The organism is Pseudomonas fjordensis (assembly GCF_976987115.1).
Window position 1 is genome coordinate 5,081,078 of sequence record NZ_OZ336860.1, and the last position, 26,539, is coordinate 5,107,616.

Sequence of the window (26,539 nt, forward strand, 5' to 3'; positions counted from 1 at the left end):
TAGTGGTGGAGCCAAACGGGATCGAACCGTTGACCTCCTGCGTGCAAGGCAGGCGCTCTCCCAGCTGAGCTATGGCCCCGTATTTCTACAGGCGTTTCCCACACAAAATTGGTGGGTCTGGGCAGATTCGAACTGCCGACCTCACCCTTATCAGGGGTGCGCTCTAACCAACTGAGCTACAGACCCAATTTCGGGCTGCTTCTTTTCGTCTTCTTCAATGAATCAAGCAATTCGTGTGGGAACTTATGGAGCAGCTGATGTCGTCGATTAAGGAGGTGATCCAGCCGCAGGTTCCCCTACGGCTACCTTGTTACGACTTCACCCCAGTCATGAATCACACCGTGGTAACCGTCCTCCCGAAGGTTAGACTAGCTACTTCTGGTGCAACCCACTCCCATGGTGTGACGGGCGGTGTGTACAAGGCCCGGGAACGTATTCACCGCGACATTCTGATTCGCGATTACTAGCGATTCCGACTTCACGCAGTCGAGTTGCAGACTGCGATCCGGACTACGATCGGTTTTATGGGATTAGCTCCACCTCGCGGCTTGGCAACCCTCTGTACCGACCATTGTAGCACGTGTGTAGCCCAGGCCGTAAGGGCCATGATGACTTGACGTCATCCCCACCTTCCTCCGGTTTGTCACCGGCAGTCTCCTTAGAGTGCCCACCATTACGTGCTGGTAACTAAGGACAAGGGTTGCGCTCGTTACGGGACTTAACCCAACATCTCACGACACGAGCTGACGACAGCCATGCAGCACCTGTCTCAATGTTCCCGAAGGCACCAATCTATCTCTAGAAAGTTCATTGGATGTCAAGGCCTGGTAAGGTTCTTCGCGTTGCTTCGAATTAAACCACATGCTCCACCGCTTGTGCGGGCCCCCGTCAATTCATTTGAGTTTTAACCTTGCGGCCGTACTCCCCAGGCGGTCAACTTAATGCGTTAGCTGCGCCACTAAAAGCTCAAGGCTTCCAACGGCTAGTTGACATCGTTTACGGCGTGGACTACCAGGGTATCTAATCCTGTTTGCTCCCCACGCTTTCGCACCTCAGTGTCAGTATTAGTCCAGGTGGTCGCCTTCGCCACTGGTGTTCCTTCCTATATCTACGCATTTCACCGCTACACAGGAAATTCCACCACCCTCTACCATACTCTAGTCAGTCAGTTTTGAATGCAGTTCCCAGGTTGAGCCCGGGGATTTCACATCCAACTTAACAAACCACCTACGCGCGCTTTACGCCCAGTAATTCCGATTAACGCTTGCACCCTCTGTATTACCGCGGCTGCTGGCACAGAGTTAGCCGGTGCTTATTCTGTCGGTAACGTCAAAATTGCAGAGTATTAATCTACAACCCTTCCTCCCAACTTAAAGTGCTTTACAATCCGAAGACCTTCTTCACACACGCGGCATGGCTGGATCAGGCTTTCGCCCATTGTCCAATATTCCCCACTGCTGCCTCCCGTAGGAGTCTGGACCGTGTCTCAGTTCCAGTGTGACTGATCATCCTCTCAGACCAGTTACGGATCGTCGCCTTGGTGAGCCATTACCTCACCAACTAGCTAATCCGACCTAGGCTCATCTGATAGCGCAAGGCCCGAAGGTCCCCTGCTTTCTCCCGTAGGACGTATGCGGTATTAGCGTCCGTTTCCGAACGTTATCCCCCACTACCAGGCAGATTCCTAGGCATTACTCACCCGTCCGCCGCTCTCAAGAGAAGCAAGCTTCTCTCTACCGCTCGACTTGCATGTGTTAGGCCTGCCGCCAGCGTTCAATCTGAGCCATGATCAAACTCTTCAGTTCAAACATCTTTGGTTTTTTAAGAAACCCTAAACTTGGCTCAGCAATCGTTGGTTACATCTTTGATTTCTCGCGGAGTAACTTGTGATGCTGATAATCTTGTTGACTATCAGTCTGACTCCACAAGCACCCACACGAATTGCTTGATTCAGTTGTTAAAGAGCGGTTGGTTAAGATCTTTCGTCTCAACCGAGGCGCGCATTCTACAGCAGCCTCATTTGCTGTCAAGTGGTTATTTTCAGAAGTTTTCGAAGATTTCTTCAACAACTTCAACCACTTGCGCTTGCGATCTCTCGTAAGCGGGAGGCGAATTCTACAGGGATCGCCATGGACGTCAACCCCTTATCTTAAAAAAAGCGAAACACTTACTCGCCTATAAAAATCAGGGTACCCCACCGCCTCTTCTATATAGAAGGAGCGCACAACCTAAGGACGTGCATTATCCCCACCCACACAAATGCATCTGGATCTCAACCGAAAGAAGCGCGGTTGGATCCCGCACAGGCGAGGAACGAGGATGACTGTTGTTGAGACCGGCGAATACCAGGAGGGGGAAGCTTTACAGAGATGGTGTCCCAGGGCCGGTTCGAACGGCCAACCTTCCCCTTAGGAGGGGGATGCTCTATCCAATTGAGCTACTGGGACAAATGCCACGCTTACCCTGAAGGGCTAGCGACAGACGGCGTGCATCTTAACGGCCGAGGCTGGTTTTGTCATGTCGTCCGTTGGCATTTTGACTGTAGGCCAATCCTTGCGCGTACGTTCATCGCCTCATCCAGCATGCCAAGACCTTCACCGTTATCGTGCAAATTGCACTGCGCCAATGTGCCATCATTGCAAACTGCAACCCAGCCCCCTGAAAAAACAAACTTAACCCGTTGTTTTTATTGGAATAATAGATTGGCACGACATCTGCAAAGTCATAAGCACAAAACCAATCGTTCCAGGCACCGTGGAGACAATGATGATGAACAGCGCCCTTCTACTCGCACTGAACGCTGTGGCACTGGCTACGGTGGTGACGTTTCATTTTCAGCCGACCAATACTGAAGACGGCGCGCAAATCAGCCAAGCCATTCCCCACCATCTGCAACAGCGCCCTCAGTTGGCACTGATGACTGCAACCCCCCAGTCTCCCATCCGCCTGACCCAAGATACACAACCAGCGCCAGCGGCCGAGCATTGGGTTTTCTGAGAACACTATTCATGTCTAAATCTGCCTGGTTGTTTCTGTGCCTGACGCTCCTATCTGTTGCGCTAGGCCTGGGAGCTACATCACAACAAACTCAAACCCTAGCCTTTGTCGCCAGCGCCGTGCTGGGCAGCCTACTGGTACTGACGCTCATCAAGGGTCGCCGAATCAAATTCGATCCGCTCCTGCGTTAACCCCCCCTTCCCCACCTCCCTCCCCTACCTTATGTCGCCTGACACTCGTAAATAGGCGAACAGCTACTAACCTTAAGCTTGAGGGCAAAAGGCCATATCGCTATAGGACGGGCGCCCTTCAACCCAGAGGCGGTGCAGGCTTGAGCGAAAATTGACGAGCTTCGCTGCACTCGCGGGATTTTTTCCAACCAGTCCGCAAAAACGCAAATCAGTACTGGCATAAAGCCTGTAGGCGGTTCAATATTTGTCACAGAATTGACGCCAATGAAATGTCAAATCTGAGGCATGATGCGGCCTCTTTGCAATTCGGGTTGAACTTTGGTCGTGAGCCTTGTCTTAACACTCATCTTGCGGCCAATTCCAGAAACCGCTCCCCTGAACTAACCGGTTAAATATATGCGCCCATTGAAACAGGCAATTTATTCCAGCCGTACGGCTGACAAATTCGTCGTACGTCTGCCAGACGGAATGCGGGAACGCATTGCCGAGGTGGCTCGCAATCATCACCGCAGCATGAACTCCGAAATCATCGCACGCCTGGAACAAAGCCTTATTCAGGAAGGTGCCTTGGGTGAAGAGTTGAGCATGCGCCTGGACAGCCCCGAGCTGTCACTGCACGAACGCGAACTGCTGCAGCGTTTTCGTCAGCTCTCCCACCGCCAGCAAAATGCTCTCGTCTCGCTTATCGCGCATGACGTGGAGGCGGCCGCAGAAGCCAATTGATTGACACCTGAAAGCCGAAGCCAGCCATGTGCTGGCTTTTTTTTGCCTGGAATTTGGGAAATAAGAAGCAAAGCGAGGGCAGGTTTGCCCCCGCTGGAAGGGTCAGAGCAGGAAGATCGTTGCCAGGCCCAAGAAGATGAAGAAGCCACCACTGTCAGTCATGGCCGTGATCATCACACTGGCCCCCATGGCGGGATCGCGACCTAGACGCGCCAAGGTCATTGGGATCAACACCCCCATCAAGGCCGCCAGTAACAGGTTAAGGGTCATGGCCGCAGTCATTACCACGCCCAGGGACCAACTGCCGTAGAGCAAGTAAGCCACCACGCCAATCACACCGCCCCAAACCAATCCGTTTATGAGGCCTACCGCCAGTTCCTTGCGCAGCAGTCGTGAGGAATTGGCGGTACTGACCTGGTCCAGCGCCATGGCGCGTACGATCATGGTGATGGTCTGGTTCCCGGAGTTACCGCCAATGCCCGCCACAATCGGCATCAACGCCGCCAACGCCACCAGCTTCTCGATAGAGCCTTCAAACAACCCGATCACGCGAGAAGCGATAAACGCGGTAATCAGATTGATAGCCAGCCAGGCCCAGCGGTTATGCAGTGAACGCCAGACCGACGCGAAAATATCTTCCTCTTCACGCAAACCTGCCATGTTGAGGACTTCGGTTTCACTTTCTTCCCGGATCAAGTCGACGATTTCATCGATGGTCAGACGACCGATCAACTTGCCGTTCTTATCCACCACCGGAGCCGAGATCAAGTCGTAACGCTCGAATGCCTGGGCCGCGTCATAGGCATCTTCGTCCGGATGGAAGCTCACGGTATCGCTGGCCATCAGGTCAGCAACTTTCTTCTCCGGATCATTGACCAACAGGCGCTTGATCGGCAAAACGCCCTTGAGGATCCCCTCATAGTCGACCACAAACAGTTTGTCGGTGTGGCCGGGCAATTCTTTGAGACGGCGCAGGTAACGCAACACCACTTCAAGGCTGACGTCTTCGCGGATGGTGACCATCTCGAAGTCCATCAGTGCGCCGACCTGGTCCTCGTCGTACGACAGCGCAGAACGCACACGCTCACGCTGCTGCGTATCAAGCGCCTCCATCAACTCATGGACAACATCACGGGGCAGCTCAGGGGCCAGGTCCGCCAGCTCATCCGCGTCCATCTCCTTGGCGGCAGCCAGGAGCTCGTGGTCATCCATGTCGGCGATGAGCGTCTCACGCACCGAGTCCGATACTTCCAGAAGGATGTCACCGTCGCGATCGGCCTTGACCAACTGCCACAGGGTCAGTCGGTCATCCAGCGGCAAGGCTTCAAGAATATAGGCGACGTCGGCGGAGTGCAGGTCATCGAGCTTGCGTTGCAACTCGACGAGGTTTTGCCGGTGAACCAGGTTTTCGACGCGGTCGTGGTTCGGACCTTCCTGGCGATGCGTGAGGTCTTCGACCACGCGCTGGCGCTGCAGCAGCTCGATAACTTGAGCCAGACGATCCTGCAGGCTTTCTTGTGTTTTCTTTACTTCTACTTCGGTCATAGGCGAACTCCACTCCCAGCAGCGGGGCACGCCGGAAGGATCAATCAGTCAATTCATGATTGGTAAAACGGGGTACTGAGTAACTACTGGGTAAGTCCATGGAGGTATTCCACAAGCCCCGGCGGGGCTGACGGGCGCATGATACACCGCCCGGACGTTTTAAACGTTAAAAAACTGGAAAGAACAAGCGCTTGCACGCCAAAGCTCAGTATTGGCTGCATCTATGAACTGCGACGACCCAAGCGCGGGGGAAAACACATGAGGAGGGAGAAAAAGGAGAACGCCGGATAAAACCTACACAAACCCCAGACGGCAAAAAGCCCGCACTAGGCGGGCTTTTTGTTTGTATGGTGCACTCGACAGGATTCGAACCTGTGACCGCTCGGTTCGTAGCCGAGTACTCTATCCAGCTGAGCTACGAGTGCAGATTGTGTTTTTAGACCAGATCACAACTGGTTGAAGCCAAGCTACCTGCATCGCTGCAACTAACTCTTAAATGGTGCACTCGACAGGATTCGAACCTGTGACCGCTCGGTTCGTAGCCGAGTACTCTATCCAGCTGAGCTACGAGTGCATTTGTTGCCGCGCATTATAGGCCGTTCAATCTCTATGTAAAGCTATTTTTTCGAGTATTTTCAACAACTTACCGAAAAAACCAGATTGCAACGTACTAAGCAAATAATGGCGGAGAACGGGGGATTCGAACCCCCGACACCCTTTTGAGGTGTACTCCCTTAGCAGGGGAGCGCCTTCGGCCACTCGGCCAGCTCTCCGCAACACGGGGCGTATATTAACCACGTTCCTCCCCGTTTGCAAACATAAAAAACGATAAAAATTAAAGGCTTGGTTCTTCGTCCTTCTCTTTCTTGATCCGCAGGTAGATTTCCTCGCGGTGGACCGCCACCTCTTTCGGAGCATTAACCCCAATACGTACTTGATTGCCTTTGACGCCGAGCACGGTCACGGTGATTTCGCCATCACCGATAATCAGGCTTTCTGCGCAACGACGAGTCAGAATCAGCATACCTTTCACCTCACGCATTTCAGTTCAGGAACAACAGTCTGCAAAAAAAAAGCATTCAACCTACAACCAAAAGGTCGTAGCCCTACTCGCTAAGTATTGTCGAGCCCATGCAAAAGACCATGTACCCCACAAAAAAATGAAAGGCGCGGTAAACCGCGCCTTCCTGGCAACGCATTACTCGCCCTGTCGGGCCGGAGCATCCAGCTCAAAAGCGGTATGCAGCGCGCGTACAGCCAGTTCCAGGTACTTCTCTTCGAGCACTACCGAGACTTTGATTTCCGAGGTGGAAATCATCTGGATGTTGATACCTTCCTTGGCAAGGGCCCCGAACATACGGCTGGCAACCCCAGCATGGGAACGCATGCCCACCCCGACGATCGACACCTTGGCAATCTTGGTATCGCCGACCACTTCACGGGCGCCAATCTCGCTCGCCGTGTTCTGCAGGATTTTCAATGCTGCATCGTATTCGTTGCGGTGCACGGTGAAGGTGAAATCGGTGGTGTTATCGTGCGAAACGTTCTGCACGATCATGTCGACTTCAACATTCGCATCGCTGACAGGGCCCAGAATCTTGAAGGCCACGCCCGGGGTGTCTGGCACGCCACGGATCGTCAGCTTGGCTTCATCGCGATTGAAAGCGATGCCGGAAATGATCGGCTGTTCCATGGATTCCTCTTCATCAATAGTAATGAGGGTGCCCGGACCCTCCTTGAAGCTGTGCAATACGCGCAGCGGAACGTTGTACTTGCCGGCGAACTCCACCGCGCGGATCTGCAACACCTTGGAACCAAGGCTGGCCATTTCCAGCATTTCTTCAAAGGTGATCTTGTCCAGGCGCTGGGCCACTGGCACCACGCGTGGGTCAGTGGTGTAGACGCCATCCACATCGGTATAGATCTGGCATTCGTCAGCCTTTAGCGCTGCCGCCAGGGCCACACCGGTGGTGTCCGAACCGCCACGACCCAGCGTGGTGATGTTGCCGTGCTCATCCACGCCCTGGAAACCCGCTACAACTACCACGCGCCCTGCTTTCAGATCAGTACGAATTTTCTGATCATCAATTTGCAGGATCCGCGCCTTGGTATGCGCGCTGTCTGTAAGAATGCGCACCTGGCTACCCGTGTAGGACACCGCTGGCACGCCACGCTTGTTCAGCGCCATGGCCAACAGCGCAATGGTCACCTGCTCGCCCGTAGAGACGATCACATCCAGCTCACGCGGCAGCGGCTGTTGATCACCACTGATGGCCTTGGCCAGATCGATCAGGCGATTGGTCTCGCCACTCATGGCCGACAGCACCACTACCAGGTCATCACCGGCATCGCGGAACTTCTTAACCTTGTCGGCGACCTGCTCGATTCTTTCGACAGAACCGACCGAGGTGCCTCCAAATTTCTGTACGATCAAAGCCATTTCCAAGCCGCCTCAGCCCGTAAAGGGGCGCCTAATATCCAATCCACCCGCACTGAACAAGCCCGTGACTAGACCACGGGCCGGTTAACAGTGCCTTAAATACCTGCCTCGACAAATGGCACGGTCAAGGCCAGCGCCGCGTCCAGAGCTGCGGCATCGACACCACCGCCTTGCGCCATATCCGGACGACCACCACCCTTGCCGCCCACTGTCGCAGCGGCTTGCTTCATCAAATCACCGGCTTTGAGTTGGCCAGTCAGGTCCTTGGTTACACCAGCAACCAGAACGACCTTATCCTCATGGACACTGCCGAGCAGGATCACTGCGCGGCCGAGCTTGTTCTTCAACTGATCGACCAAGGCCAACAGCGCCTTGCCATCCTGGCCGTCCAGGCGCGCCGCCAGGACTTTTACATCCTTGACGTCAACCGCCGCGGCCGACAGGTCATCACCTGCAGCGCTGGCCGCCTTGGCCTGCAACTGCTCCAGCTGTTTTTCCAGCGCACGGTTGCGCTCCAGCACGGCGGACAGCTTGTCGATCAGGTTGTCGCGGCTGCCCTTGACCAGGCCGGCCGCTTCCTTGAGTTGTTCTTCGGCTGCATTGAGGTAAGCCAGGGCCGCAGCACCGGTCACCGCTTCAATACGACGCACACCCGAGGCCACACCGCCTTCGCTGATGATCTTCAGCAGGCCGATATCGCCGGTGCGGTTGGCGTGGATACCACCACAGAGTTCTACCGAGAAGCTGCCGCCCATGCTCAGCACGCGGACTTCGTCGCCGTACTTCTCGCCAAACAGCGCCATGGCGCCTTTGTTCCTGGCGGTCTCGATATCGGTTTCTTCGGTTTCAACCGGGGTGTTCTTGCGAATCTCGGCGTTGACGATGTCTTCCAGGGCCTTGATCTGCTCAGGCTTGATCGCTTCAAAGTGGCTGAAGTCGAAACGCAGGCGCTGGCTGTCCACCAACGAACCTTTTTGCTGCACGTGCTCGCCCAGTACCTGGCGAAGCGCGGCATGCAGCAAGTGAGTGGCCGAGTGGTTCAACGCGGTGGCGTGCCGCACGTCGGCATCGACCTGGGTGTCTACCGGCGCGCCCACGGTCAAGTTGCCCAGCACCAGCACACCGTGATGCAGGAACGCGCCACCGGTCTTGGTGGTGTCGCGCACGTCAAAACGACCGGATGTCGAGCTCAGGAAACCGCAATCGCCAATCTGGCCACCGGACTCGGCATAGAACGGCGTCTGGTCCAGCACAACAACCGCCTCTTCACCTTCGCTCAACACGTCGACCGACTTGCCGTCTTTATAGATAGCGACGATCTTGGCCGAGCCCGCAGTGGCTTTGTAGCCGGTGAACTCGGTCGGTACGTCGACCTTGACCAGGGTGTTGTAGTCCAGGCCAAAGGAGCTGGCAGAACGTGCACGCACGCGCTGGGCTTCCATTTCACGCTCAAAACCGGCTTCGTCGACGGTCAGCTCGCGCTCGCGGGCGATGTCGGCAGTCAGGTCCATCGGGAAACCATAGGTGTCGTACAGCTTGAACACCACATCACCCGGCACCACGGAGCCTTTGAGCTCAGCCAGGTCCTGTTCCAGAATCTTCAGGCCGTGCTCCAGGGTCTTGGAGAACTGCTCTTCTTCAGCCTTGAGCACCCGCTCGATGTTGCTTTGCTGTTGCTTGAGTTCCGGGAAGGCATCGCCCATCTCGGCAACCAGTGCGGCCACGATCTTGTAGAAGAAGCTGCCGGTAGCGCCCAGCTTGTTACCGTGACGGCACGCGCGACGGATGATGCGACGCAGCACGTAGCCACGACCTTCGTTGGACGGCAGCACGCCATCGGCGATCAGGAAACCGCAGGAGCGGATGTGGTCCGACACCACCTTGAGCGAAGACTGGCCTTCATTGGCGCAACCAATGGCCGCCGCCGAGGCGCTCAGCAGGTTGGTGAACAGGTCGATCTCGTAGTTGGAGTGAACGTGCTGCATCACCGCACTGATCCGCTCCAGGCCCATGCCGGTGTCCACCGACGGTGCCGGCAGCGGATGCAACACGCCGTCGGCGGTGCGGTTGAACTGCATGAACACGTTGTTCCAGATCTCGATGTAACGGTCGCCGTCTTCTTCTGGCGAGCCTGGCGGGCCACCCCAGATATCGTCGCCGTGATCGTAGAAAATCTCGGTGCACGGGCCGCACGGGCCGGTATCGCCCATGGTCCAGAAGTTATCGGACGCGTAAGGCGCACCTTTGTTGTCGCCGATACGGATCATGCGCTCGGCAGGGACACCGATTTGCTGGGTCCAGATGTCATACGCTTCGTCGTCCGTCGCGTACACGGTGACCCAGAGTTTTTCCTTGGGCAGCTTCAGCACGCCGGTGAGGAAGGTCCAGGCGAACGTGATCGCGTCTTTCTTGAAATAGTCGCCGAAGCTGAAGTTACCCAGCATCTCGAAAAAGGTGTGGTGACGGGCGGTATAGCCGACGTTTTCCAGGTCGCTGTTCTTGCCGCCGGCGCGTACGCACTTCTGGCTGCTGGTGGCGCGGGTGTAGGCGCGCTTTTCCTGGCCCAGGAAGCAGTCCTTGAACTGGTTCATCCCCGCGTTAGTGAACAGCAGGGTTGGGTCATTGCCTGGGATCAAGGAGCTTGAGGCTACACGGGTGTGACCTTGCTCTTCGAAGAAGCGAAGGAAGGCTTCACGGATTTCTGCGCTTTTCATTAGGTTCTTCCACGGAGGCTGCGGCCAAAGGCCAGTGCGCAACATCATCAGACGGAGCGACGGCAAAGGGCCGCATTATATCGGCCCTTTGCCGGTGGTACAGCGTGTTTATGTGATAGAAACAGTCAATTAGACGGCCTGCACTGTCATTTCTGCGAAAACGCGACGAATGTCTGCACCACTTGCTCGATCTGCGCCCGGCTCACATCCAGATGGGTGACCATGCGCAGGCGCGGCGCGGCACTCAACTTGACCCCACGCTCGGCAGCAAAAGCCTTCAGCGCCTGAGCCTGATCGCCTACCTGCACATACACCATATTGGTCTGCACCGGCTCGACGCTGTAGCCGGCATTGCGTAACTCATCGCCCAGCCATTGGGCGTTGGCATGGTCCTCAGCCAGGCGCTGTACCTGGTGGTCCAGGGCGTACAGCCCCGCTGCCGCCAGGGAGCCGGCCTGGCGCATGCCGCCGCCGACCATCTTGCGCAGTCGCCGTGCCTTGGCGATCAGTGCCGCGGAGCCGCACAACACCGAGCCGACCGGCGCGCCGAGGCCCTTGGACAGGCACACCGACACCGAATCGAAATGCTGGGCGATTTCTCGCGCATCCACGCCCAGCTTGACTGCCGCGTTGTAGAGGCGTGCGCCATCCAGGTGCAGGGCCAGGCCATGCTCGTGGGTAAATGCACGGGCCTTGGCCAGGTAATCCAGCGGCAGCACTTTGCCTTGCATGGTGTTTTCCAGCGCCAGCAGGCGTGTGCGGGCGAAGTGGAAGTCGTCGGGTTTGATGGCTTCAAGCACCTGGTTCAGATCAAGGGAGCCATCGGCTTGGACTTCCAAGGGCTGCGGCTGGATCGACCCCAGCACCGCCGCGCCGCCGCCTTCGTATTTGTAGGTGTGGGCCTGCTGGCCGACGATGTATTCCTCGCCGCGTTCACAGTGAGCCATCAACGCCAGCAGGTTGCTCATGGTGCCGGTGGGTACGAACAGCGCCGCGGCAAAGCCCAGGCGCTGGGCCAGTTCGGCCTCCAGGCGATTGACGCTGGGGTCTTCGCCGTAAACATCATCGCCACTGACGGCGTTGGCCATCGCGTCGAGCATGCCGGGGGTGGGTTGGGTCACGGTGTCGCTGCGCAGGTCGATCACGGTCATCAAGGGGGCCTCTAACGGAGTGGATAAGTCCTTTTGTGTGTGATTACTGCGGGCAAAGCCACGGAATATCAAGCCCCGATTACATTCAATCGAATACCAACCAAACAAACCGATATAAGTTATCGAGACGGCAACCGTGCAGTTTTTGAAAAACCATGTTAAAAACTCTGCGCCGCCAGGGTTCTGGCGGCAACGTTCTCAGGGCGGGGTGCAATTCCCCACCGGCGGTAATTGCACGCAATGTGCATAGCCCGCGAGCGCTTGGCGCCTTGAACTGCTCAGGCAGGACGGCGACGAGGTCAGCAGACCCGGTGTGATCCCGGGGCCGACGGTCATAGTCCGGATGAAGAGAGAACGGGATTGGCACCTAAGGGCCGCGCGCCTGTTTGCGCATGCGTACCCTTAAATCCCATTCGATTCATAACGCCCTGTTTTTTTCTTAAACAGGAGTCAGAACATGCAACCCACCGCAATTGACAGCAAAAGCAAAAACCATCACGGCGAGCGCGTCGCGTTTATCCAGGCCTGCTGGCACAAGGATATTGTCGACCAATCGCGCAAAGGCTTCCTCGCCGAAATGATCGCCCAGGGTTATCAGGAATCGGACATCGACTTCTTCGAAGTCGGCGGCGCCTTTGAAATGCCCCTGCACGCCAAGCTGCTGGCCAAGACCGGCCGTTACGCCGGCATCGTCGCTGCCGCGCTGGTGGTGGACGGTGGCATCTACCGCCACGAATTCGTCGCGCAATCGGTGGTCAGCGGCCTGATGCAGGTGCAGTTGGAAACTGAAGTGCCGGTGTTCTCGGTGTCCCTGACGCCGCACCACTTCCATGCCGGCAGCGAGCACACCACATTCTTCTACGAGCACTTCGTGCACAAGGGCCAGGAAGCGGCGCGCACCTGCGCCGATACGCTGCACAAGGTGCGTGCGATCCGTCGTAGCGAGCCACGTGCGGTAGCGGTCTAAACCCAGTGTGGCTTGCCTGCGATGCAGACACCTGGGTGTATCAGTGATACCCAGGTGATGCTATCGCAGCATAGGTATCTACATAACTCTGTGGGCTTTAGCAGCAGACGGTAACCACGATGCGAAGCGAGTCGCTCTTGATCTTGATCTGCTTTTGATCTCAGGCGCCCCGTTAAACCACGCTGGCCGGAATTCGACAGGGATTTGGGGGGTAAACCGGCAGGGATGCCGGTTTAGCCGCCCCGCGCCATGGATGGCGCGTGGCGGCGCCCCCCCAAATCACTGGCGGATTACGGGTACACCGAGCCTAGGCGAGGTGCCGAGTGGTGGGGCAAGAGCGCTTTGCTTACTTTCGCGCTTTTCGAAAGTGAGCCGCCGTCAGGGCGGAACCCTAGGTGGCCGTTACCGCAGGAATGGATATGTACACAATCCAACTGTGTCGGCTGCCAGGCCGCCTTCGCGAGCAAGCCCGCTCCCACATTTGAATCGCGGCGCGTTAGTGAGATCGACGCCGGCTGTTAGGCCGTCACGGGAGCAAGCTCCCTCGCCACAGGTTCAGCACCACAATTGTGTAGATACCTATGGCTATCGCACCACATTTACATATCGCACCACATTTACATCGGGTCAGGCCTTGAGATCTACGCCAGGCCAGCATCCGTGGTTGGCACGATCAGTATCCCGGCGCGCAAGCCGTTCTTCACCTTAGGGTTGGGGAAGATGATGCGGGCGCCCTCCTCCTCGATCACCCAGCGGGTCTTGGCCACGTCTTCGGCCAGCAGGTAGCCCTTTTCCAATTCCGAAAAGTTTTCCACATCTGCGGGCAGGTGCATCAGGAAGGCGTCGCTGTGCTTGATCACTTCTCGCGCAACGGCGAAGAGTTGCAGGCCGTCGAGGCTATCGGTCTCAGGCTCGTTGCCCTCGATGATCTGCTTCAGACGCGCTTCCAGGCGCGACACGTCCACACCGTCGTTCTGCCCGAACGGGCGCGCCTTGCCCAACTCCAGGGTGAACGCCTCGGCGCCGAGTTGCTCGTAGGTAAACGCGGTGAAGGTAATCGAGGTTTTATTCTGCAACAGCACCGCCTGCATGCCGGCAGCGTTCAAGCGCTCCAGCTCACGGCGCGAATGCTGTCGGTCTTCCTTCCACGGGTACAACGCGAACTGCTCGATTTTCGAACCACGAATCGCGGTATGCAGGTCGTAATGCAGGCGCGAGCGGCCAGGCAGGCTGAAAAAGCTGCGGGCCAATTGCTCAAGCTCGGCGGCGCGCATGGCTTCGGGGCCGATGTTTTGTTCATGACGGCCGTTGAACAGCCGGTTGACGTCCAGTTCGAGGTAACGCTCACCGCGGCGCATGGCCTCGGTATTCCCGAACAGGAACAGAATACGGGTGCGGGGTTTGATCTCCCCGCGGGCAATTCCATGCAACAGGCGGTCGAGCAGTTCGATCGGCGCGGTTTCGTTGCCATGGATGCCGGACGACAGCAGCAGGTCGCTGCCGTTGTCCAAAGCTTCAGGAGGACGCACTTCAAGCGCGCCTTCGCTGAGCCAGCGCATCTGCACGCCGTCGACAGTCAGTTGAATTTTTTGCGCCGGTTCACGACCGGCGAGGGTCAGTTCAAGCAGTTTGCCGAGGGCGAGCATAAGCAGCTTCCTTAGTGGTTGCAGCCTGGGCCGTGGACGTGATCGTCGTCGTCACCTTCAACGTCGGCCGGTTCCATTTCCAGTTGCAGGCTCATCAGGTTGGTGGCCAATGGGCGCATCAGCAGGTTGGCGTACTCGGCGTCGCCTTCTTCTACGTCCACGCCAATCAGCAGTTGGCCGCGGCCATCGTGCTGGATCCAGATCTCCTTGCCCTGCCAGACCACGGCGACGCGGGTGCAGGAGGTTTCCAGCTGGGTGCCGTCGGTGTCTTCAAGGATGAGTTTCAGGGTGTCGGTCATAAATAAAATATCTCAGCCGTGTGGCATTAATTGATCTGGAAAGGATAAACCGAGCCCAGTTTAAGGATTTGCGTCAGTTCATCCAGTGCCGTCCGGCACTCAAGCAGTAACTGCGGGTCAGCCAGGTCGGTTTCGCGCAGGCTGTCGCGGTAGTGCTTGCCCACCCACTGGGTCAGGGTTTCGTACAACGGCGCGGTCATGATAACCCCTGGGTTCACGGCCGCCAGCTCGGTTTCGTTCAACGCCACACGCAGGCGCAGGCACGCCGGCCCACCGCCATTCTGCATGCTTTGCTTGAGGTCGAAGACCTTGACCTCGCGAATCAGCCCGCCGGAAGCGGTCAGGCCTTGCAGGTACTGCCACACGCGCTCATTGGCGCGGCACTCTTCCGGCACGATCAGCAGCATCGAGCCGTCAGGCCGAGTCAGCAACTGGCTGTTGAACAGGTAGGAACGCACCGCGTCCTCGACACTGACCAACGCGCGAGGCACACACACCGACTGGAAATTGCCGCCCAGCTTGCCCAACTTGCCGTGCAGTTCGGCGAGCATCTGTTCAGTGTTGAGGAACGCATCCTCGTGATAGAACAGCACTTCGCCGTTGCCCACCGCGATCACATCGTTGTGGAACACACCGGCATCGATCACCGCCGGGTTCTGCTGGGCGTACACCACGCCGCCATCCTTCAAGCCATGCAGGCGCGCAACGGCCTGGGAGGCTTCCAGGGTCTGGCGCGCCGGGTACTTCTGCGGGGCTGGGTAACGGGGATCGAAGGCACTACGGCCGAACACGAAAAACTCGACACCCGCCTCACCGTACTCACGGCAGAAACGCGTGTGGTTGGCCGCGCCTTCATCGCCAAACTGCGCGACGGCCGGCAAGGCGACGTGGTGAGCGAAGTGCTTGCCATCGGCGAACATCGCCCCCAGCACACGGCTGGTGGTGGGGTGTTCGATGCTGCGGTGGTATTTGCAATTGAGGTTGGCGGCAGTGAAATGCACGCGGCCATCTGCGGTATCGGCGCTTGGGCTGACGGTGGCGGCGTTGGCTACCCACATGCTGGAAGCCGAGCAGCTCGCTACCAGCAAAGGCATGGCCTGCTTGGCGGCGTGCTCAATCACCTGGGCGTCGGTGCCGCTGAAACCCAAGCTGCGCAAGGCGGCCACATCCGGGCGTTCCTGGGGCGCCAACACACCTTGCACAAAGCCCATGTCCATCAAGGCTTTCATTTTCTGCAGGCCCTGCAACGCCGCTTCCTTCGGGTTGGAAGACTGCTGGCTGTTGCTTTGGGACGCGACGTTGCCGAAGGACAAACCGCCGTAGTTATGGGTCGGCCCCACTAGACCGTCAAAATTGACTTCACAGGATTTCATCGGCGAGGCTCCACGAACATCTGTTTTTATAGGCATCAAATCACTTGAATACACCACAGATCCATTGTGGGAGCGGGCTTGCTCGCGAATGCAGTATGTCATTCAACATTTGAAGTGACTGAACCACCGCTTTCGCGAGCAAGCCCGCTCCCACATTTAGATCAGCGTTATACCTGGCGTGAGCGTTGCCGGGACTATCAGGCTCGGCGTCTCCAGCGACGCCACCGGGTACGCGCAATAATCCGCCGCGTAATAGGCGCTGGCGCGATGATTGCCCGACGCCCCGACACCACCGAACGGTGCGGTACTGGCGGCGCCGGTCAACTGTTTGTTCCAGTTGACGATACCGGCGCGGCTTTCCAGCCAGAACTGCTGGTAACGCGCTTCGGAATCCGACAACAGGCCAGCGGCCAGGCCGTATTGGGTGTTGTTGGCCTCGGCGATGGCACCGGCAAAATCCGCGTAGCGGATCACCTGCAGCAGCGGGCCAAACAGCTCTTCGTCTTCACGTTCCGTCACAGCGGTCACGTCGATGATGCCAGGGGTCAGCAACGCGGCCTGAGCCTGAGGTTGGGTCATCTCCAGCAGCGCCACGGCGCCATTGGCCAACATCAGTTCCTGGGCTTGCATCAGCGCTTTGGCCGCAGCAAGTGAAATCACCGAGCCCATGAACGGCGCCGGTTGCTGGTCGAAAGCACCGACTTCAATGCTCGCACTCACCGCCACCAGGCGCGCCAGCAAGGCATCGCCCCAGGCACCTTCAGGCACCAGCAAGCGGCGGGCACAGGTGCAACGCTGGCCTGCCGAGATAAACGCCGACTGAATGATGGTGTACACCGCCGCATCCACGTCGGCGACTTCGTCCACGACCAGCGGGTTATTACCGCCCATTTCCAGGGCCAGGATCTTGTCCGGGCGCCCGGAGAACTGCTGGTGCAAGTGGTTGCCGGTGCGGCTGGAGCCGGTGAAGAACAGGCCGTCGATGCCTGGGTTGGCCGCCAGGGCGATGCCGGTTTCCCGCGCGCCTTGCAGCAGGTTCAGCACGCCCGCCGGCAAACCGGCTTCGATCCAGCACTGTACGGTCAGCTCGGCGACCTTGGGGGTCAGCTCGCTCGGCTTGAACAGCACGGTATTACCGGCCAGCAACGCCGGAACGATGTGCCCATTCGGCAAGTGCCCAGGGAAGTTATAAGGACCGAACACCGCTACCACACCGTGGGGTTTGTGGCGCAACACAGCGGTGGCGTCGCCCAGGGGGCCGCTCTTCTCGCCGGTACGCTCGCGGTAGCTTTGCACCGAGATCGCAATCTTGTTGGCCATGCTGGTGACTTCGGTGGCTGATTCCCACAGCGGCTTGCCGGTTTCTTCGCCAATGCAGCGGGCGATTTCATCGGCACGGCTTTTGAGCGTGGCGGCGAAGGTTTCCAGCACGCTGATGCGCTCTTCGAGCGAGCGCTTGGCCCACGCCGGGAATGCCTGGCGCGCAGCCTGCACGGCGGATTCGACCTGTTCAGCGCTGGCGCCATTGCCGGCCCACAGCACTTGCTGGGTCACCGGGTTGCGCGATTCAAACAGTTCACCCTGGCCAGCCAGCCAGCTACCTGCGATATACAGCGAATTCATTATTTCGACTCCCGAGCAGCAGACAACGCAACAGCACGCACTTGATCACCCACCACCAGTTGCAGGCGCTTGGCGGTCTGCGGATCGACCACCAGGGTGCCTGCCGCCAGCCGGGCCGGAGCGGCGGTGATACGGCACTCCTCGCGCTTGCGGTTATGAATCAGGAACGGCGTGGCGTCGTCCCCCGGTGTGCCGATGGCCAACACCAGTGACTGGCTGTCGCGCACCGCACGAATCTTGCTGGTTTCACATTCCACCGCCGGGCCTGCGTCGAAAATATCCACATAGCCCTGGTAGCTGAAGCCTTCGCTCTTGAGCATGCTTAAGGCTGGCTCGGTGTCCGGGTGGACCTTGCCGATCACATTGCGTGCGTCTTCGGAGAGAAAGCAGCTATACAGCGGAAACTTGGGCATCAGCTCAGCGATAAACGCTTTGTTGCCCACGCCGGTGAGGTAGTCGGCCTGGCTGAACTCCATCTTGAAGAAGTGCCGGCCCAGGCTTTCCCAGAACGGCGAACGCCCGGCGTCGTTGGACACACCGCGCATCTCGGCAATGATCTTGTTACCAAACAGTTGCGGGAACTCGGCGATAAACAACATGCGCGCCTTGGCCAGCATGCGACCGTTAAGGCCGTTGCGGTAATCGGCATGCAAAAACAACGAGCACAATTCGGAATTACCAGTGAGGTCGTTAGCCAGGAACAGCGTCGGAATCTCACGGTAGATATTCAGCTCCTGGGACGCGCTGACGGTCAGCCCCACCCGGAAGTTGTACCACGGCTCGCGCAGGCCGACGGCGCCAGCGATGGCGGAAATCCCCACCACACGGCCTTCATCGTTTTCCAGCACGAACAGGTAGTCGGCATCGCCGCGCCCGGCTTCGCCGCGAAAGGTTTTTTCCGCCCAGCCCACCCGGTGGGTCAGGCGCTCTTCGTTGGCCGGCAAGGTGGTAAGGCCGGTGCCAGTGCTGCGCGCCAGATCAATCAGGGCCGGTAAATCGCTGCTGCGTACGGGACGAACGATCATGCTATCTCCTCGAACGGGCCGCTGTTGTCAGCCACCCGCGAAACTCTCTTTTTAAACCGCAACCAGGCGCACGCTGGCGCCTTCGCCAACACCCAGCGCTTCGGCGGCCGCCAGGTCCAGGGTCACCGGTTTGCCGGGCGCGTAGTCCAGTTCCAGCATCACCGCACGGTAATCCTGCAACTGCGCGTTGCTCACCAGGTACTGGCGGCCAACACCCTTGACCATCTCGCCGATCTTCACCGGCACCACGCGGCTCTGAGCGATCGAGCGAATGCCCGAGACCCGTGCGTGCAACGTCGGGCCACCGTCGAAGATGTCGATGTAATGGTCAGTCTCAAAGCCTTCACGCATCAGGATGTCGAAGGTGATTTGCGCACGCGGGTGCACCTGGCCCATGGCCTCTTGCGCTTCGTCCGGCAGCAGCGGCACGTAGATCGGGTAATGCGGCATCAGCTCAGCGAGGAAGGTACGGCTTTTCAGCCCGCACAGGCGCTCGGCGGCGGCGTAGTTGAGGTCGAAGAAGTTGCGGCCGATGGCATCCCAGAACGGCGAGTCACCGTTCTCGTCGCTGTAGCCGACAATCTCGGTCACCACCGAGTCGGCAAAGCGCTCGGGATGGCTGGCAACAAACAGCAGACGGCCACGGGAGTTGAGTTCCGACCACGGCGAACCGACCAGCTCCGGCACCACATAGAAGCTGGTGAGCAGGCTGTTGCCGGTAAGGTCGTGGCACTGGGAAAGCACGTGGATCTTGTTGTGGATCTTCAGCTCGCGGGAGGCGTGCACGAAGGTCTCGTTACGGAAGCTATAGAACGGCTCGGAGTAACCGGCCGAGGCCACGATGGCCGAGCAGCCGGCAAGCTTGCCGGTCTCGGTGTCTTCCAGCACGAAGAAATAGCTCTCTTCACCGTTGAAACTTACCTCGGCGGCGAAGGACGCTTCGCTGGCCGCGATCTTGTCGCTCAGGCGTTCCACATCATCCGGCAAGGAGGTGACACCAATCGGGCTGTCCGCAGCCAGACGCTGTACCTCGCCCAGATCAGCCATTTGCGCGGGGCGCATCACCAGCATGGTGTCACTCCTTAACTCGAAAACTCACAGAGGAAAAAATACCGGACACGGGCTCCGGATACACATCGGTCTCAATGTGTAAGCAGATCCATGTGGGAGCTGGCTTGCCTGCGATACAGACAACTCGGTCTATCAACGGCACCGAGGTGATGCTATCGCAGGCAAGCCAGCTCCCACATTTGTTCAGGTCCGGCCAATAAAATGTGTCGCTATCAGGCTTGCGTCAACGTCTTCACAGCACGCTCAAAACGATCCAGGCCTTCATTGATGTCCGCCTCTTCCACCACCAGGCTCGGCGCAAAACGCACCACGTCGGGGCCGGCTTGCAGGATCATCAAGTTTTCTTTTTCGGCCGCGTTGAACACGTCCTTGGCCTTGCCTTTGAACGCATCGCTCAACACGCAACCGATCAGCAGGCCCATGCCGCGAACCTGAGTGAAGATGCCGTACTGCTTGCCGATCTGCTCCAGGCGCGCCTTGAACAGGTCGTGCTTGGCATTCACACCCGCCAGCACTTCTGGGGTGTTGATCACGTCGATCACCGCTTCCGCTACCGCGCACGCCAGCGGGTTGCCGCCGTAGGTGGTGCCGTGGGTGCCGACCACCAGGTGCTTGGCCAAGTCTTCACGGGTGAGCATCGCCGCAATCGGGAAACCGCCGCCCAGGCTCTTGGCACTGGTGAGGATGTCGGGCGTCACGCCGTAATGCTGGTAGGCAAACAGGTGGCCGGTGCGGCCCATGCCGGTTTGCACTTCGTCAAATACCAGCAGTGCGTCGTGAGCGTCGCACAGCTCGCGAGCGCCTTGCAGGTAAGCCAGCTCGGCCGGCAGTACACCGCCTTCGCCCTGGATCGGTTCCAGCACCACGGCGCAGGTCTTATCGGTCACCGCCGCTTTCAGCGCAGCCAGGTCGTTATAAGGAACGTGGGTGATGCCGGTGATTTTAGGCCCGAAACCATCGGAGTACTTCGACTGGCCACCGACGTTGACGGTGAACAGGGTACGGCCGTGGAAGCTGTTCAGCGCGGCGATGATCTCGTACTTCTCGCTGCCAAAACGGTCGAACGCCACGCGACGGGCCAGCTTGAAGGCGGCCTCGTTGGCTTCGGCGCCGGAGTTGCAGAAGAACACGCGCTCGGCAAAGGTGGCATCGATCAGCTTGTGGGCCAGACGCAAGGCCGGCTCGTTGGTGAACACGTTGGAGACATGCCACAGCGTGTTGGCCTGTTCGGTCAGTGCACCGACCAGCGCCGGGTGCGCATGGCCCAATACGTTGACCGCGATGCCGCCGGCAAAGTCGATCAGCTCGCGACCGGCCTGGTCCCACACGCGCGAACCTGCGCCACGTACGGGGATGAAGGCAGCAGGTGCGTAGTTGGGCACCATCACTTGGTCGAAATCGGCACGTTGCACCGGGGCTTGCTCAACGGACATCGGAGTCTCCTGAAGAGGAACGCCTGCCTGGAACTGGCGGGCGATGCAGGGATTGTAAGGACAGTTTTCAGCGCCACCTTGTCGCCAAGCGACAACTTCTTATAGCGCCAACCCCGGTTTTACGCGGGTTTACGGCAATGCGACATATTGCATCGCAATGGCGCAGTGTAAACGCTGCGTTCAGTGAGAGGCAGAGGCACGGCCCGCTGATTTTCGCCTAATGCCTTAACTATCTGCTGCCCATGAACCCATCAGGCTTGCTGTGATGACAGTGACTCACCCCCACTGAAGGATCAGCCCCGTGCCCACGACAATCAGCCAACGCCTCGCAGTCGCCGCCACCCATGTGCCTGCCGGGTTTCACACACGCCTGCCGGCCTGGCTGGCAAACGCCTCGGATGACAAGCGCCAAGCGTTGAAAACTGCGCCACTGGATGTCGCCGACTGGCAGGCCGACGCCAGCCGCCAGCAACACGCGCCCCTCAAGCAGGCGGTGGAGCAGAGTTGGACCGCGCAAAGCAAAGTAGACGCGGCACTGGCCGACCTCAAGACACCGCAGGCCTTCGCCGCACCGCTTTTGCAACAGGCGCTCAAGACCCGCTGGGGCGTGGACATCGATGTCAGCACCACCCATCTGCGCCTGTATGCGCCCCTGACGATCCCCCTGTTCCCCATAGAAACCGGCGGCGTCAAAGCCTGGACCGTGTCGCTGGTGGATGCCGCGCTGCACAACTTTGATGCAGCAGAAAGCAAGAAAGCGGCCTACACCGCAGACTCCAGCTTCATCACCCAACCCTCTGCCACCGGGCAATTCGACACCCTGCCCTCAGTAAACAGCAAAGTCAGCATCCAGGCCTTCATCCGGCTCTGCCGTGAACTGGACATCGGCACGCAATACCAGGCCTACCTCAAGACATTTTTCGGTTTCCAGGACGCCACCCGCAAGAGCGCGCTGCGCAGTACCGTCATCGAAAGCCTGAAGGCCGAGGCACAAGCCGCCGTGCACCTGGCGCGCCTGAAAAAGGACGGCAGCGAAGCCGTACTGCGCACGCTCCAGGCCCAGCTCAAAGGCATCAGCAGCCTGACACTGGAAGGCAAGACCCTGCTCAGCCACGACCTGAGCCTGATGGACGCGCCGCTGGCCGGCATTGTGCTGTTCGCCGCCGACCTGGAACTGCACCACAGCGCAGTGCCCGTGGTGGCGTACATCCCCGGCGATCCGCAGGCACCGCTCAAGTATTACCGCGACGGCATTGCCTTCATTCAAGACCTGACCCGCAAATTGCGCGACGCCGATTACCAAGCGTTCTTCAGCCGCTTTATCAGCCACGAACACCGCGCCTACTTCTTTGCCAACCTCAATAACCGCTTGTCCCAGATAACCTGGCACTCCCCCATCCCTGGCGACCCCAGGCCGACCTGGCGAGCTGAACCGGTGGCCAACCCCAAGCTGCAATTGCACGCGACCAAAATCACGGGCGAGCTGTACGAACACCTCTACGAAAGCAAACTCAACAGGCTGCTCAATGACGCGCGCAATATTGCCGTGTCCACCGCAGACGCCGACAGCAAGGCACGCTGGCAACGTTGGGACGTCGTGGCAAAAATCGGCAAAACCCTGCTCGAAATCGTCGCCTTCATCGCCACGCCGTTCATTCCCCCCCTGGGCCTGCTGATGCTTGGCTACACCGCCTATCAACTGCTCGACGACGTGTTCGAAGGCATCATCGACTGGGCTGAAGGCCTCAAGCGACAGGCGTTCGGGCACCTGATGTCGATCCTGGAGCAAATGGTGCAATTGGGTATGTTCGCGGTCGGCGCACCGATTGCCGAAGGGCTGCTACGCCAGGCACTGCCTCGGGAAGTCTGGGCGTTTTTCGAGCGCCTGCACCCGGTCACCTCGCACGACGGCAAAACGCGCCTGTGGAACCCGGACCTGAGCCCCTACACCCACGACCTTCAGTTGCCCGCCGCCTCACGCCCCCAGGCCGATGGATTGCATACCTACGGGGACAAACAGATCCTGCCCCTCGATGGGCAACACTTCGCCGTCAAGCAACAAGCGGACAACACCGTGCTGGTGCACCCAAGCCACATGCATGCCTACCAACCGCCCATTATCGGTAATGGCAAGGGTGCCTGGTTGACCCCACTGGATCGCCCGCTGACCTGGGACCGCAGCACCTTGCTGCGCCGCCTCGGCCCGCCCGCCGAGAGCCTCAGCGAAACCGGCCTGGAACAGGCACAGCGCATCAGCAGCACCGACGATGGCGCCCTGCGCAAACTCTACATGGACCGCCAGCCGCCACCGCCGTTGCTGGCCGACAGCCTCAAGCGCATTCACATCGACCAGCACCTGCAAGACTTCATCGACCAGATGAACAGCGACGACCCGCAGGTTTATCGAAAAGCCGACACGCAGACCCAACTCTGGCTGCTCAGCCAGACCGGCCTGTGGCCCGAAACCAAGACCCTGCGTTTTCTAAACGCCAAAGGCGAAACGGTATGGGAACACCCTGGCCGAGAAAACGCGGCAGTGGCGCAAATCCATGAAGCGCAGATGAACAACGGCGACCTGCTCAAGACCCTGCTGGAAACCCTCGACGAGCCAGAGCGCAAGACGTTGCTGGAAGAAGACTTTGGCACCCCCACCACCCAATTGCATGTGCGCGCCGCCAAGCTGCGCAAACAGCTGGCACGCAGAGCCGCGGATAAACGCGCTTCGATGTTCGACTCACGCTACCGAGGCCTGGAGCTGACCACCGATGCGCGCGTTCAGAAGGTCATCGACAGCACGCCAGGCCTGCCGGTCAGCGCGGCCGAGGAAGTGCTGCGCAGTGCCAGCGGCCAGGATCTGCTCGACATCGACCAGGGCACACTGCCTTCGCACCTGGTCGAACGTGCACGCTGGGCGGCCCACCAGGTTCGAATCAGCCGGGCGTATGAAGGCTTGTACATGAGCGCGCTGGAGAGCGGCGACACCCACCGACTCGCCCTGCACTCCCTGGAAAAACTGCCGGGCTGGTCGCCCCAGGTGCGCCTGGAAGTGCGCGACTTCAAGCGCGACGGCCAACTGCACGACGCCATCGGCCCTGCCCAGGCGCCCATTCGACGCCTGTTGGTGCGCACCATCGAAGGCGACTACATTCCCGAAGACAGCAAGGGCACCCTGCTTGGCGAAACCGACTTCTACACCGCCGTGCTCCAGGCATTGCCCGATGCGCAGCGCGACGCGCTGAATATGCAGATCGGCCAAGGCCCGCACCTGCGAGAAACCCTGCGCCAACATGCGCTGGCACGTGACGAGCTTGGCCCTCTGCTGGCCGAAGTGCCGCTGCTCAAACCCTCCTACGACCCCACCCTGATGCGCCTGCCCGGCGGCATGGAAGGTTACGATGCCAGCCCATCCACTGCCGGTAGCAGCAGCGGCGCTGTCTCGCTTGAGGCGCGGCTGCACGAGTTGTACCCGCAACTGAGCCCCAACGAGCTGACCGCCGTACTCGCTGCCATGCACAACGACCCCGGTACGCCATTGGGTACCCTTCAATTCCTGAAGAACGAGTTCTCGCAGTTGGACGCCAGCCTCAGAGCCTGGCAGCAGAACGTGCCACAAACCCTTGTGGGCACTGACCTACCCCTGAGCCGCTGGCGAATTGCTTCTGAACAGCAGAATCGTCGGCTCTGGGCGCAACGGCTGATCAGCGCCTGGCGCCACGACACACCCCGGGACGCCGCGTTTGATAACGGGCATCTGTTGCAACTCAACCAACCCATTTACGGCGAACTGCCGACACTGGAGGCCAGCTTCGGGCACATCACCAGCCTGGAGTTGCTGGGCTACCTGACCACCCGTGGCACGCCGGCCTTCCTGGGGCGCTTTCCCGGGCTACGCCGGCTGGCTATCAGCGACATCGCCCTCAGAACACTGCCCGAGGAGGTCAGCGCATTAACTCGCCTCAATGCACTGGTATTGCGCAATTGCGAACTCAACCTCACCACCCCAAGCCGTACAGCCCTGGCCAACCTGGCCGAGCTGCACACCCTGGACCTGTCCAACAACCCGCTGGCGCTGGCGCCCAATCTGGAAAACATGGCCAACCTGCGTACGCTCAACCTTGCGCGCTGCGGGATTTCCGTCTTCCCCTCCGGCCTGCTCAGTCGACCTCGGCTGGTCAGCGCCAACCTCAGCAATAATCTCCTGCGCAGACTGCCCGACGCCCTGTTTTCCCTGCCCGTCGACGCCGCCAGGGCCTTCGACCTTTCCGGCAACCCCCTCTCACGCACGACGCTTGAACGGATAAAAACCTACTGCCAGAACACCGGGCAACACTTTGGCGCCGACGCCAACCCAGCCGAGGTGCGCCTGGCCCAAGCGCTTTACCCGACCTACAGTGCCTACGAGGCCAATCAATTTATCTTCAGGTTGCCAGGTGGGCTGGACGATTCAATGGCGATACTGGTGCGCCTCAAGGCCGACTACGAACGCCTGCAGGCCGACCTGCAAGAATGGGTAGCGGATGTGCCCGCGCGCTATCCGTTCACGGACCTGCCCATGGATGAACAGGTTCGCGCACAGCAGCAGCTCATGCGCGGGGAAATCAAAGGCGTGCTGGAGCAAGTCTGGCGACGCGAGAGCGACCTGGACTTCAGTCATGACACGCTGGCCCAAACCCATCAAATGGTCCTGACGTTGCCACTGTTGGGCGACCTGCCGAAACTGAATGTGGATTTCGAGCACGTTTCCAAGCTGGAACTGAGAGCGCAAGAAACTACCTCGATACCCGAAGGTTTTCTGGAACGCTTCCCCAACCTGGAGAGCCTGCTGATTGACCGCTATGTCCTCAAAGACATTCCCGCTGCCGTGTTCAAGCTGCCCAAGCTCAATACACTCAGCCTGACGCAATGCCAACTGCGGCTGACCCCCGAAAGTGTCGCAGCGTTGAGCGACCTGCACGACCTGAACTACCTGGACCTGAGCGATAACCCACTGGGGCTGCCCCCCGATGTCAGCAACATGTCCGGCCTGGAGACCTTGATGATGGAAAACGCCGGGCTTACTGAAGTGCCGCGCGGCGCATTCAACCTGACATCGCTCACCCAACTGAACCTGAGCGATAACCGTATCACCGAGTTGCCCACCGACCTGATTGAAGTGGACCCGGACGCAGCGGCAGGTTTTGATCTGAGCGACAACCCCTTCTCACCCGAGGCGATTGCCATCCTGCGTCGCTATTACAACCGCACGGCGGTGGATTTCGACGTCGCGCAAGCCAGGCAACCGGCGCGAGACGACTCTGGCTCAAGCTCCCCGACTTCATCCGAAACAGACAACGAACCCTGA

Annotated in this window: 17 protein-coding genes, 6 tRNA genes, 1 rRNA gene and 1 riboswitch; of the genes, 5 read left to right on the forward strand and 19 right to left on the reverse strand. The window is 59.0% G+C overall.

Translation table 11 applies throughout. From position 1 onward, the window contains the following. Positions 1-3 precede the first annotated feature (3 nt). The 4 genes from ACWHXD_RS23140 to ACWHXD_RS23155 all read right to left on the reverse strand — a co-directional run bounded on the left by ACWHXD_RS23140 (position 4) and on the right by ACWHXD_RS23155 (position 2,447). Positions 4-79, reverse strand: a tRNA-Ala gene (locus ACWHXD_RS23140). A gap of 30 nt (positions 80-109) precedes the next feature. After that, positions 110-186, reverse strand: a tRNA-Ile gene (locus ACWHXD_RS23145). A gap of 82 nt (positions 187-268) precedes the next feature. Further along, positions 269-1,805 (reverse strand): 16S ribosomal RNA (locus tag ACWHXD_RS23150). Positions 1,806-2,370: 565 nt separating this feature from the next. Continuing rightward, positions 2,371-2,447 (reverse strand) — tRNA-Arg (locus ACWHXD_RS23155). A 322-nt stretch (positions 2,448-2,769) separates the two neighbouring features. Between ACWHXD_RS23155 and ACWHXD_RS23160 the strand changes: the two genes are divergently transcribed. The 3 genes from ACWHXD_RS23160 (at position 2,770) to ACWHXD_RS23170 (ending at position 3,911) form a co-directional block, all read left to right on the forward strand. Further along, a complete protein-coding gene (locus tag ACWHXD_RS23160; protein ID WP_032897803.1) occupies positions 2,770-2,997 on the forward strand; it encodes a hypothetical protein in 228 nt (75 codons plus the stop codon). 11 nt (positions 2,998-3,008) lie between these two features. Beyond that, complete coding sequence (locus ACWHXD_RS23165) at positions 3,009-3,188, forward strand: PA3371 family protein (RefSeq protein WP_003193590.1); 180 nt, start codon at positions 3,009-3,011, stop codon at positions 3,186-3,188. Positions 3,189-3,584: 396 nt separating this feature from the next. After that, positions 3,585-3,911, forward strand: coding sequence for an Arc family DNA-binding protein (locus tag ACWHXD_RS23170; RefSeq protein ID WP_003193592.1), 327 nt, complete (start codon positions 3,585-3,587; stop codon positions 3,909-3,911). A 102-nt stretch (positions 3,912-4,013) separates the two neighbouring features. Here the strand turns inward: ACWHXD_RS23170 and mgtE are convergent, their stop codons facing one another. The 8 genes from mgtE to ltaE all read right to left on the reverse strand — a co-directional run bounded on the left by mgtE (position 4,014) and on the right by ltaE (position 11,761). Beyond that, a complete protein-coding gene (gene mgtE, locus ACWHXD_RS23175; RefSeq protein ID WP_003193593.1) occupies positions 4,014-5,456 on the reverse strand; it encodes a magnesium transporter in 1,443 nt (480 codons plus the stop codon). A 348-nt stretch (positions 5,457-5,804) separates the two neighbouring features. Then, positions 5,805-5,881: transfer RNA gene (locus ACWHXD_RS23180), tRNA-Arg, on the reverse strand. A gap of 72 nt (positions 5,882-5,953) precedes the next feature. After that, a tRNA-Arg gene (locus ACWHXD_RS23185) sits at positions 5,954-6,030 on the reverse strand. Positions 6,031-6,138: 108 nt separating this feature from the next. Continuing rightward, a tRNA-Ser gene (locus ACWHXD_RS23190) sits at positions 6,139-6,229 on the reverse strand. A 62-nt stretch (positions 6,230-6,291) separates the two neighbouring features. Further along, positions 6,292-6,480: a carbon storage regulator CsrA gene (gene csrA, locus ACWHXD_RS23195; protein ID WP_003175645.1), complete on the reverse strand. Its 189-nt coding sequence runs from the start codon at positions 6,478-6,480 to the stop codon at positions 6,292-6,294. A 174-nt stretch (positions 6,481-6,654) separates the two neighbouring features. Further along, complete coding sequence (locus ACWHXD_RS23200; protein WP_003193595.1) at positions 6,655-7,896, reverse strand: aspartate kinase; 1,242 nt, start codon at positions 7,894-7,896, stop codon at positions 6,655-6,657. Positions 7,897-7,991: 95 nt separating this feature from the next. Continuing rightward, positions 7,992-10,610 carry an alanine--tRNA ligase gene (gene alaS / locus ACWHXD_RS23205; RefSeq protein WP_032895639.1) on the reverse strand — a complete coding sequence of 873 codons (2,619 nt, stop codon included), beginning with the start codon at positions 10,608-10,610 and terminating at the stop codon, positions 7,992-7,994. Between the two features lie 146 nt (positions 10,611-10,756). Then, positions 10,757-11,761 (reverse strand): low-specificity L-threonine aldolase, encoded by a 1,005-nt coding sequence (ltaE, locus tag ACWHXD_RS23210; RefSeq protein ID WP_138763538.1) that lies wholly within the window; start codon positions 11,759-11,761, stop codon positions 10,757-10,759. 190 nt (positions 11,762-11,951) lie between these two features. After that, positions 11,952-12,121, forward strand: a riboswitch (FMN riboswitch). A gap of 97 nt (positions 12,122-12,218) precedes the next feature. Here ltaE and ACWHXD_RS23215 point away from each other — a divergent pair. Continuing rightward, complete coding sequence (locus tag ACWHXD_RS23215; protein ID WP_003193604.1) at positions 12,219-12,728, forward strand: 6,7-dimethyl-8-ribityllumazine synthase; 510 nt, start codon at positions 12,219-12,221, stop codon at positions 12,726-12,728. 641 nt (positions 12,729-13,369) lie between these two features. Here ACWHXD_RS23215 and astE read toward each other — a convergent pair. The 7 genes from astE to ACWHXD_RS23250 all read right to left on the reverse strand — a co-directional run bounded on the left by astE (position 13,370) and on the right by ACWHXD_RS23250 (position 21,198). After that, positions 13,370-14,374, reverse strand: coding sequence for a succinylglutamate desuccinylase (gene astE / locus ACWHXD_RS23220; protein WP_138763536.1), 1,005 nt, complete (start codon positions 14,372-14,374; stop codon positions 13,370-13,372). An 11-nt stretch (positions 14,375-14,385) separates the two neighbouring features. Next, complete coding sequence (locus tag ACWHXD_RS23225) at positions 14,386-14,673, reverse strand: hypothetical protein (RefSeq protein ID WP_003175651.1); 288 nt, start codon at positions 14,671-14,673, stop codon at positions 14,386-14,388. A gap of 26 nt (positions 14,674-14,699) precedes the next feature. Further along, positions 14,700-16,046, reverse strand: a complete 1,347-nt coding sequence (astB, locus tag ACWHXD_RS23230; protein ID WP_138763535.1) for an N-succinylarginine dihydrolase — start codon at positions 16,044-16,046, stop codon at positions 14,700-14,702. A gap of 156 nt (positions 16,047-16,202) precedes the next feature. Then, complete coding sequence (astD, locus tag ACWHXD_RS23235; RefSeq protein ID WP_169918644.1) at positions 16,203-17,672, reverse strand: succinylglutamate-semialdehyde dehydrogenase; 1,470 nt, start codon at positions 17,670-17,672, stop codon at positions 16,203-16,205. After that, a complete protein-coding gene (gene astA, locus ACWHXD_RS23240; protein ID WP_003193612.1) occupies positions 17,669-18,694 on the reverse strand; it encodes an arginine N-succinyltransferase in 1,026 nt (341 codons plus the stop codon). The genes astD and astA overlap by 4 nt, the downstream gene beginning before the upstream one ends. A 51-nt stretch (positions 18,695-18,745) precedes the next feature. Next, positions 18,746-19,765, reverse strand: a complete 1,020-nt coding sequence (gene aruF / locus ACWHXD_RS23245) for an arginine/ornithine succinyltransferase subunit alpha (RefSeq protein ID WP_003175655.1) — start codon at positions 19,763-19,765, stop codon at positions 18,746-18,748. A 212-nt stretch (positions 19,766-19,977) separates the two neighbouring features. Then, the gene (locus ACWHXD_RS23250) at positions 19,978-21,198 is read right to left on the reverse strand and encodes an aspartate aminotransferase family protein (RefSeq protein WP_003193615.1); all 1,221 of its coding nucleotides are present in this window, start codon (positions 21,196-21,198) and stop codon (positions 19,978-19,980) included. A gap of 301 nt (positions 21,199-21,499) precedes the next feature. On the opposite strand from ACWHXD_RS23250, the gene ACWHXD_RS23255 reads away from it, so the two are divergent. After that, positions 21,500-26,539 (forward strand): leucine-rich repeat domain-containing protein, encoded by a 5,040-nt coding sequence (locus ACWHXD_RS23255; RefSeq protein WP_238344614.1) that lies wholly within the window; start codon positions 21,500-21,502, stop codon positions 26,537-26,539.

Excerpts from the sequence above, each read along its gene's own strand:
- ACWHXD_RS23170 (WP_003193592.1), top strand. The coding sequence starts at position 3,585 with ATGCGCCCATTGAAACAGGCAATTTATTCCAGCCGTACGGCTGACAAA.
- ACWHXD_RS23215 (WP_003193604.1), top strand. The coding sequence starts at position 12,219 with ATGCAACCCACCGCAATTGACAGCAAAAGCAAAAACCATCACGGCGAG.
- astB (WP_138763535.1), bottom strand. The coding sequence starts at position 16,046 with ATGAAATCCTGTGAAGTCAATTTTGACGGTCTAGTGGGGCCGACCCAT.
- ltaE (WP_138763538.1), bottom strand. The coding sequence starts at position 11,761 with ATGACCGTGATCGACCTGCGCAGCGACACCGTGACCCAACCCACCCCC.
- csrA (WP_003175645.1), bottom strand. The coding sequence starts at position 6,480 with ATGCTGATTCTGACTCGTCGTTGCGCAGAAAGCCTGATTATCGGTGAT.
- ACWHXD_RS23165 (WP_003193590.1), top strand. The coding sequence starts at position 3,009 with ATGTCTAAATCTGCCTGGTTGTTTCTGTGCCTGACGCTCCTATCTGTT.
- ACWHXD_RS23160 (WP_032897803.1), top strand. The coding sequence starts at position 2,770 with ATGAACAGCGCCCTTCTACTCGCACTGAACGCTGTGGCACTGGCTACG.
- alaS (WP_032895639.1), bottom strand. The coding sequence starts at position 10,610 with ATGAAAAGCGCAGAAATCCGTGAAGCCTTCCTTCGCTTCTTCGAAGAG.
- astA (WP_003193612.1), bottom strand. The coding sequence starts at position 18,694 with ATGATCGTTCGTCCCGTACGCAGCAGCGATTTACCGGCCCTGATTGAT.
- mgtE (WP_003193593.1), bottom strand. The coding sequence starts at position 5,456 with ATGACCGAAGTAGAAGTAAAGAAAACACAAGAAAGCCTGCAGGATCGT.
- aruF (WP_003175655.1), bottom strand. The coding sequence starts at position 19,765 with ATGCTGGTGATGCGCCCCGCGCAAATGGCTGATCTGGGCGAGGTACAG.
- ACWHXD_RS23200 (WP_003193595.1), bottom strand. The coding sequence starts at position 7,896 with ATGGCTTTGATCGTACAGAAATTTGGAGGCACCTCGGTCGGTTCTGTC.
- astE (WP_138763536.1), bottom strand. The coding sequence starts at position 14,374 with ATGCTCGCCCTCGGCAAACTGCTTGAACTGACCCTCGCCGGTCGTGAA.
- ACWHXD_RS23250 (WP_003193615.1), bottom strand. The coding sequence starts at position 21,198 with ATGTCCGTTGAGCAAGCCCCGGTGCAACGTGCCGATTTCGACCAAGTG.
- ACWHXD_RS23225 (WP_003175651.1), bottom strand. The coding sequence starts at position 14,673 with ATGACCGACACCCTGAAACTCATCCTTGAAGACACCGACGGCACCCAG.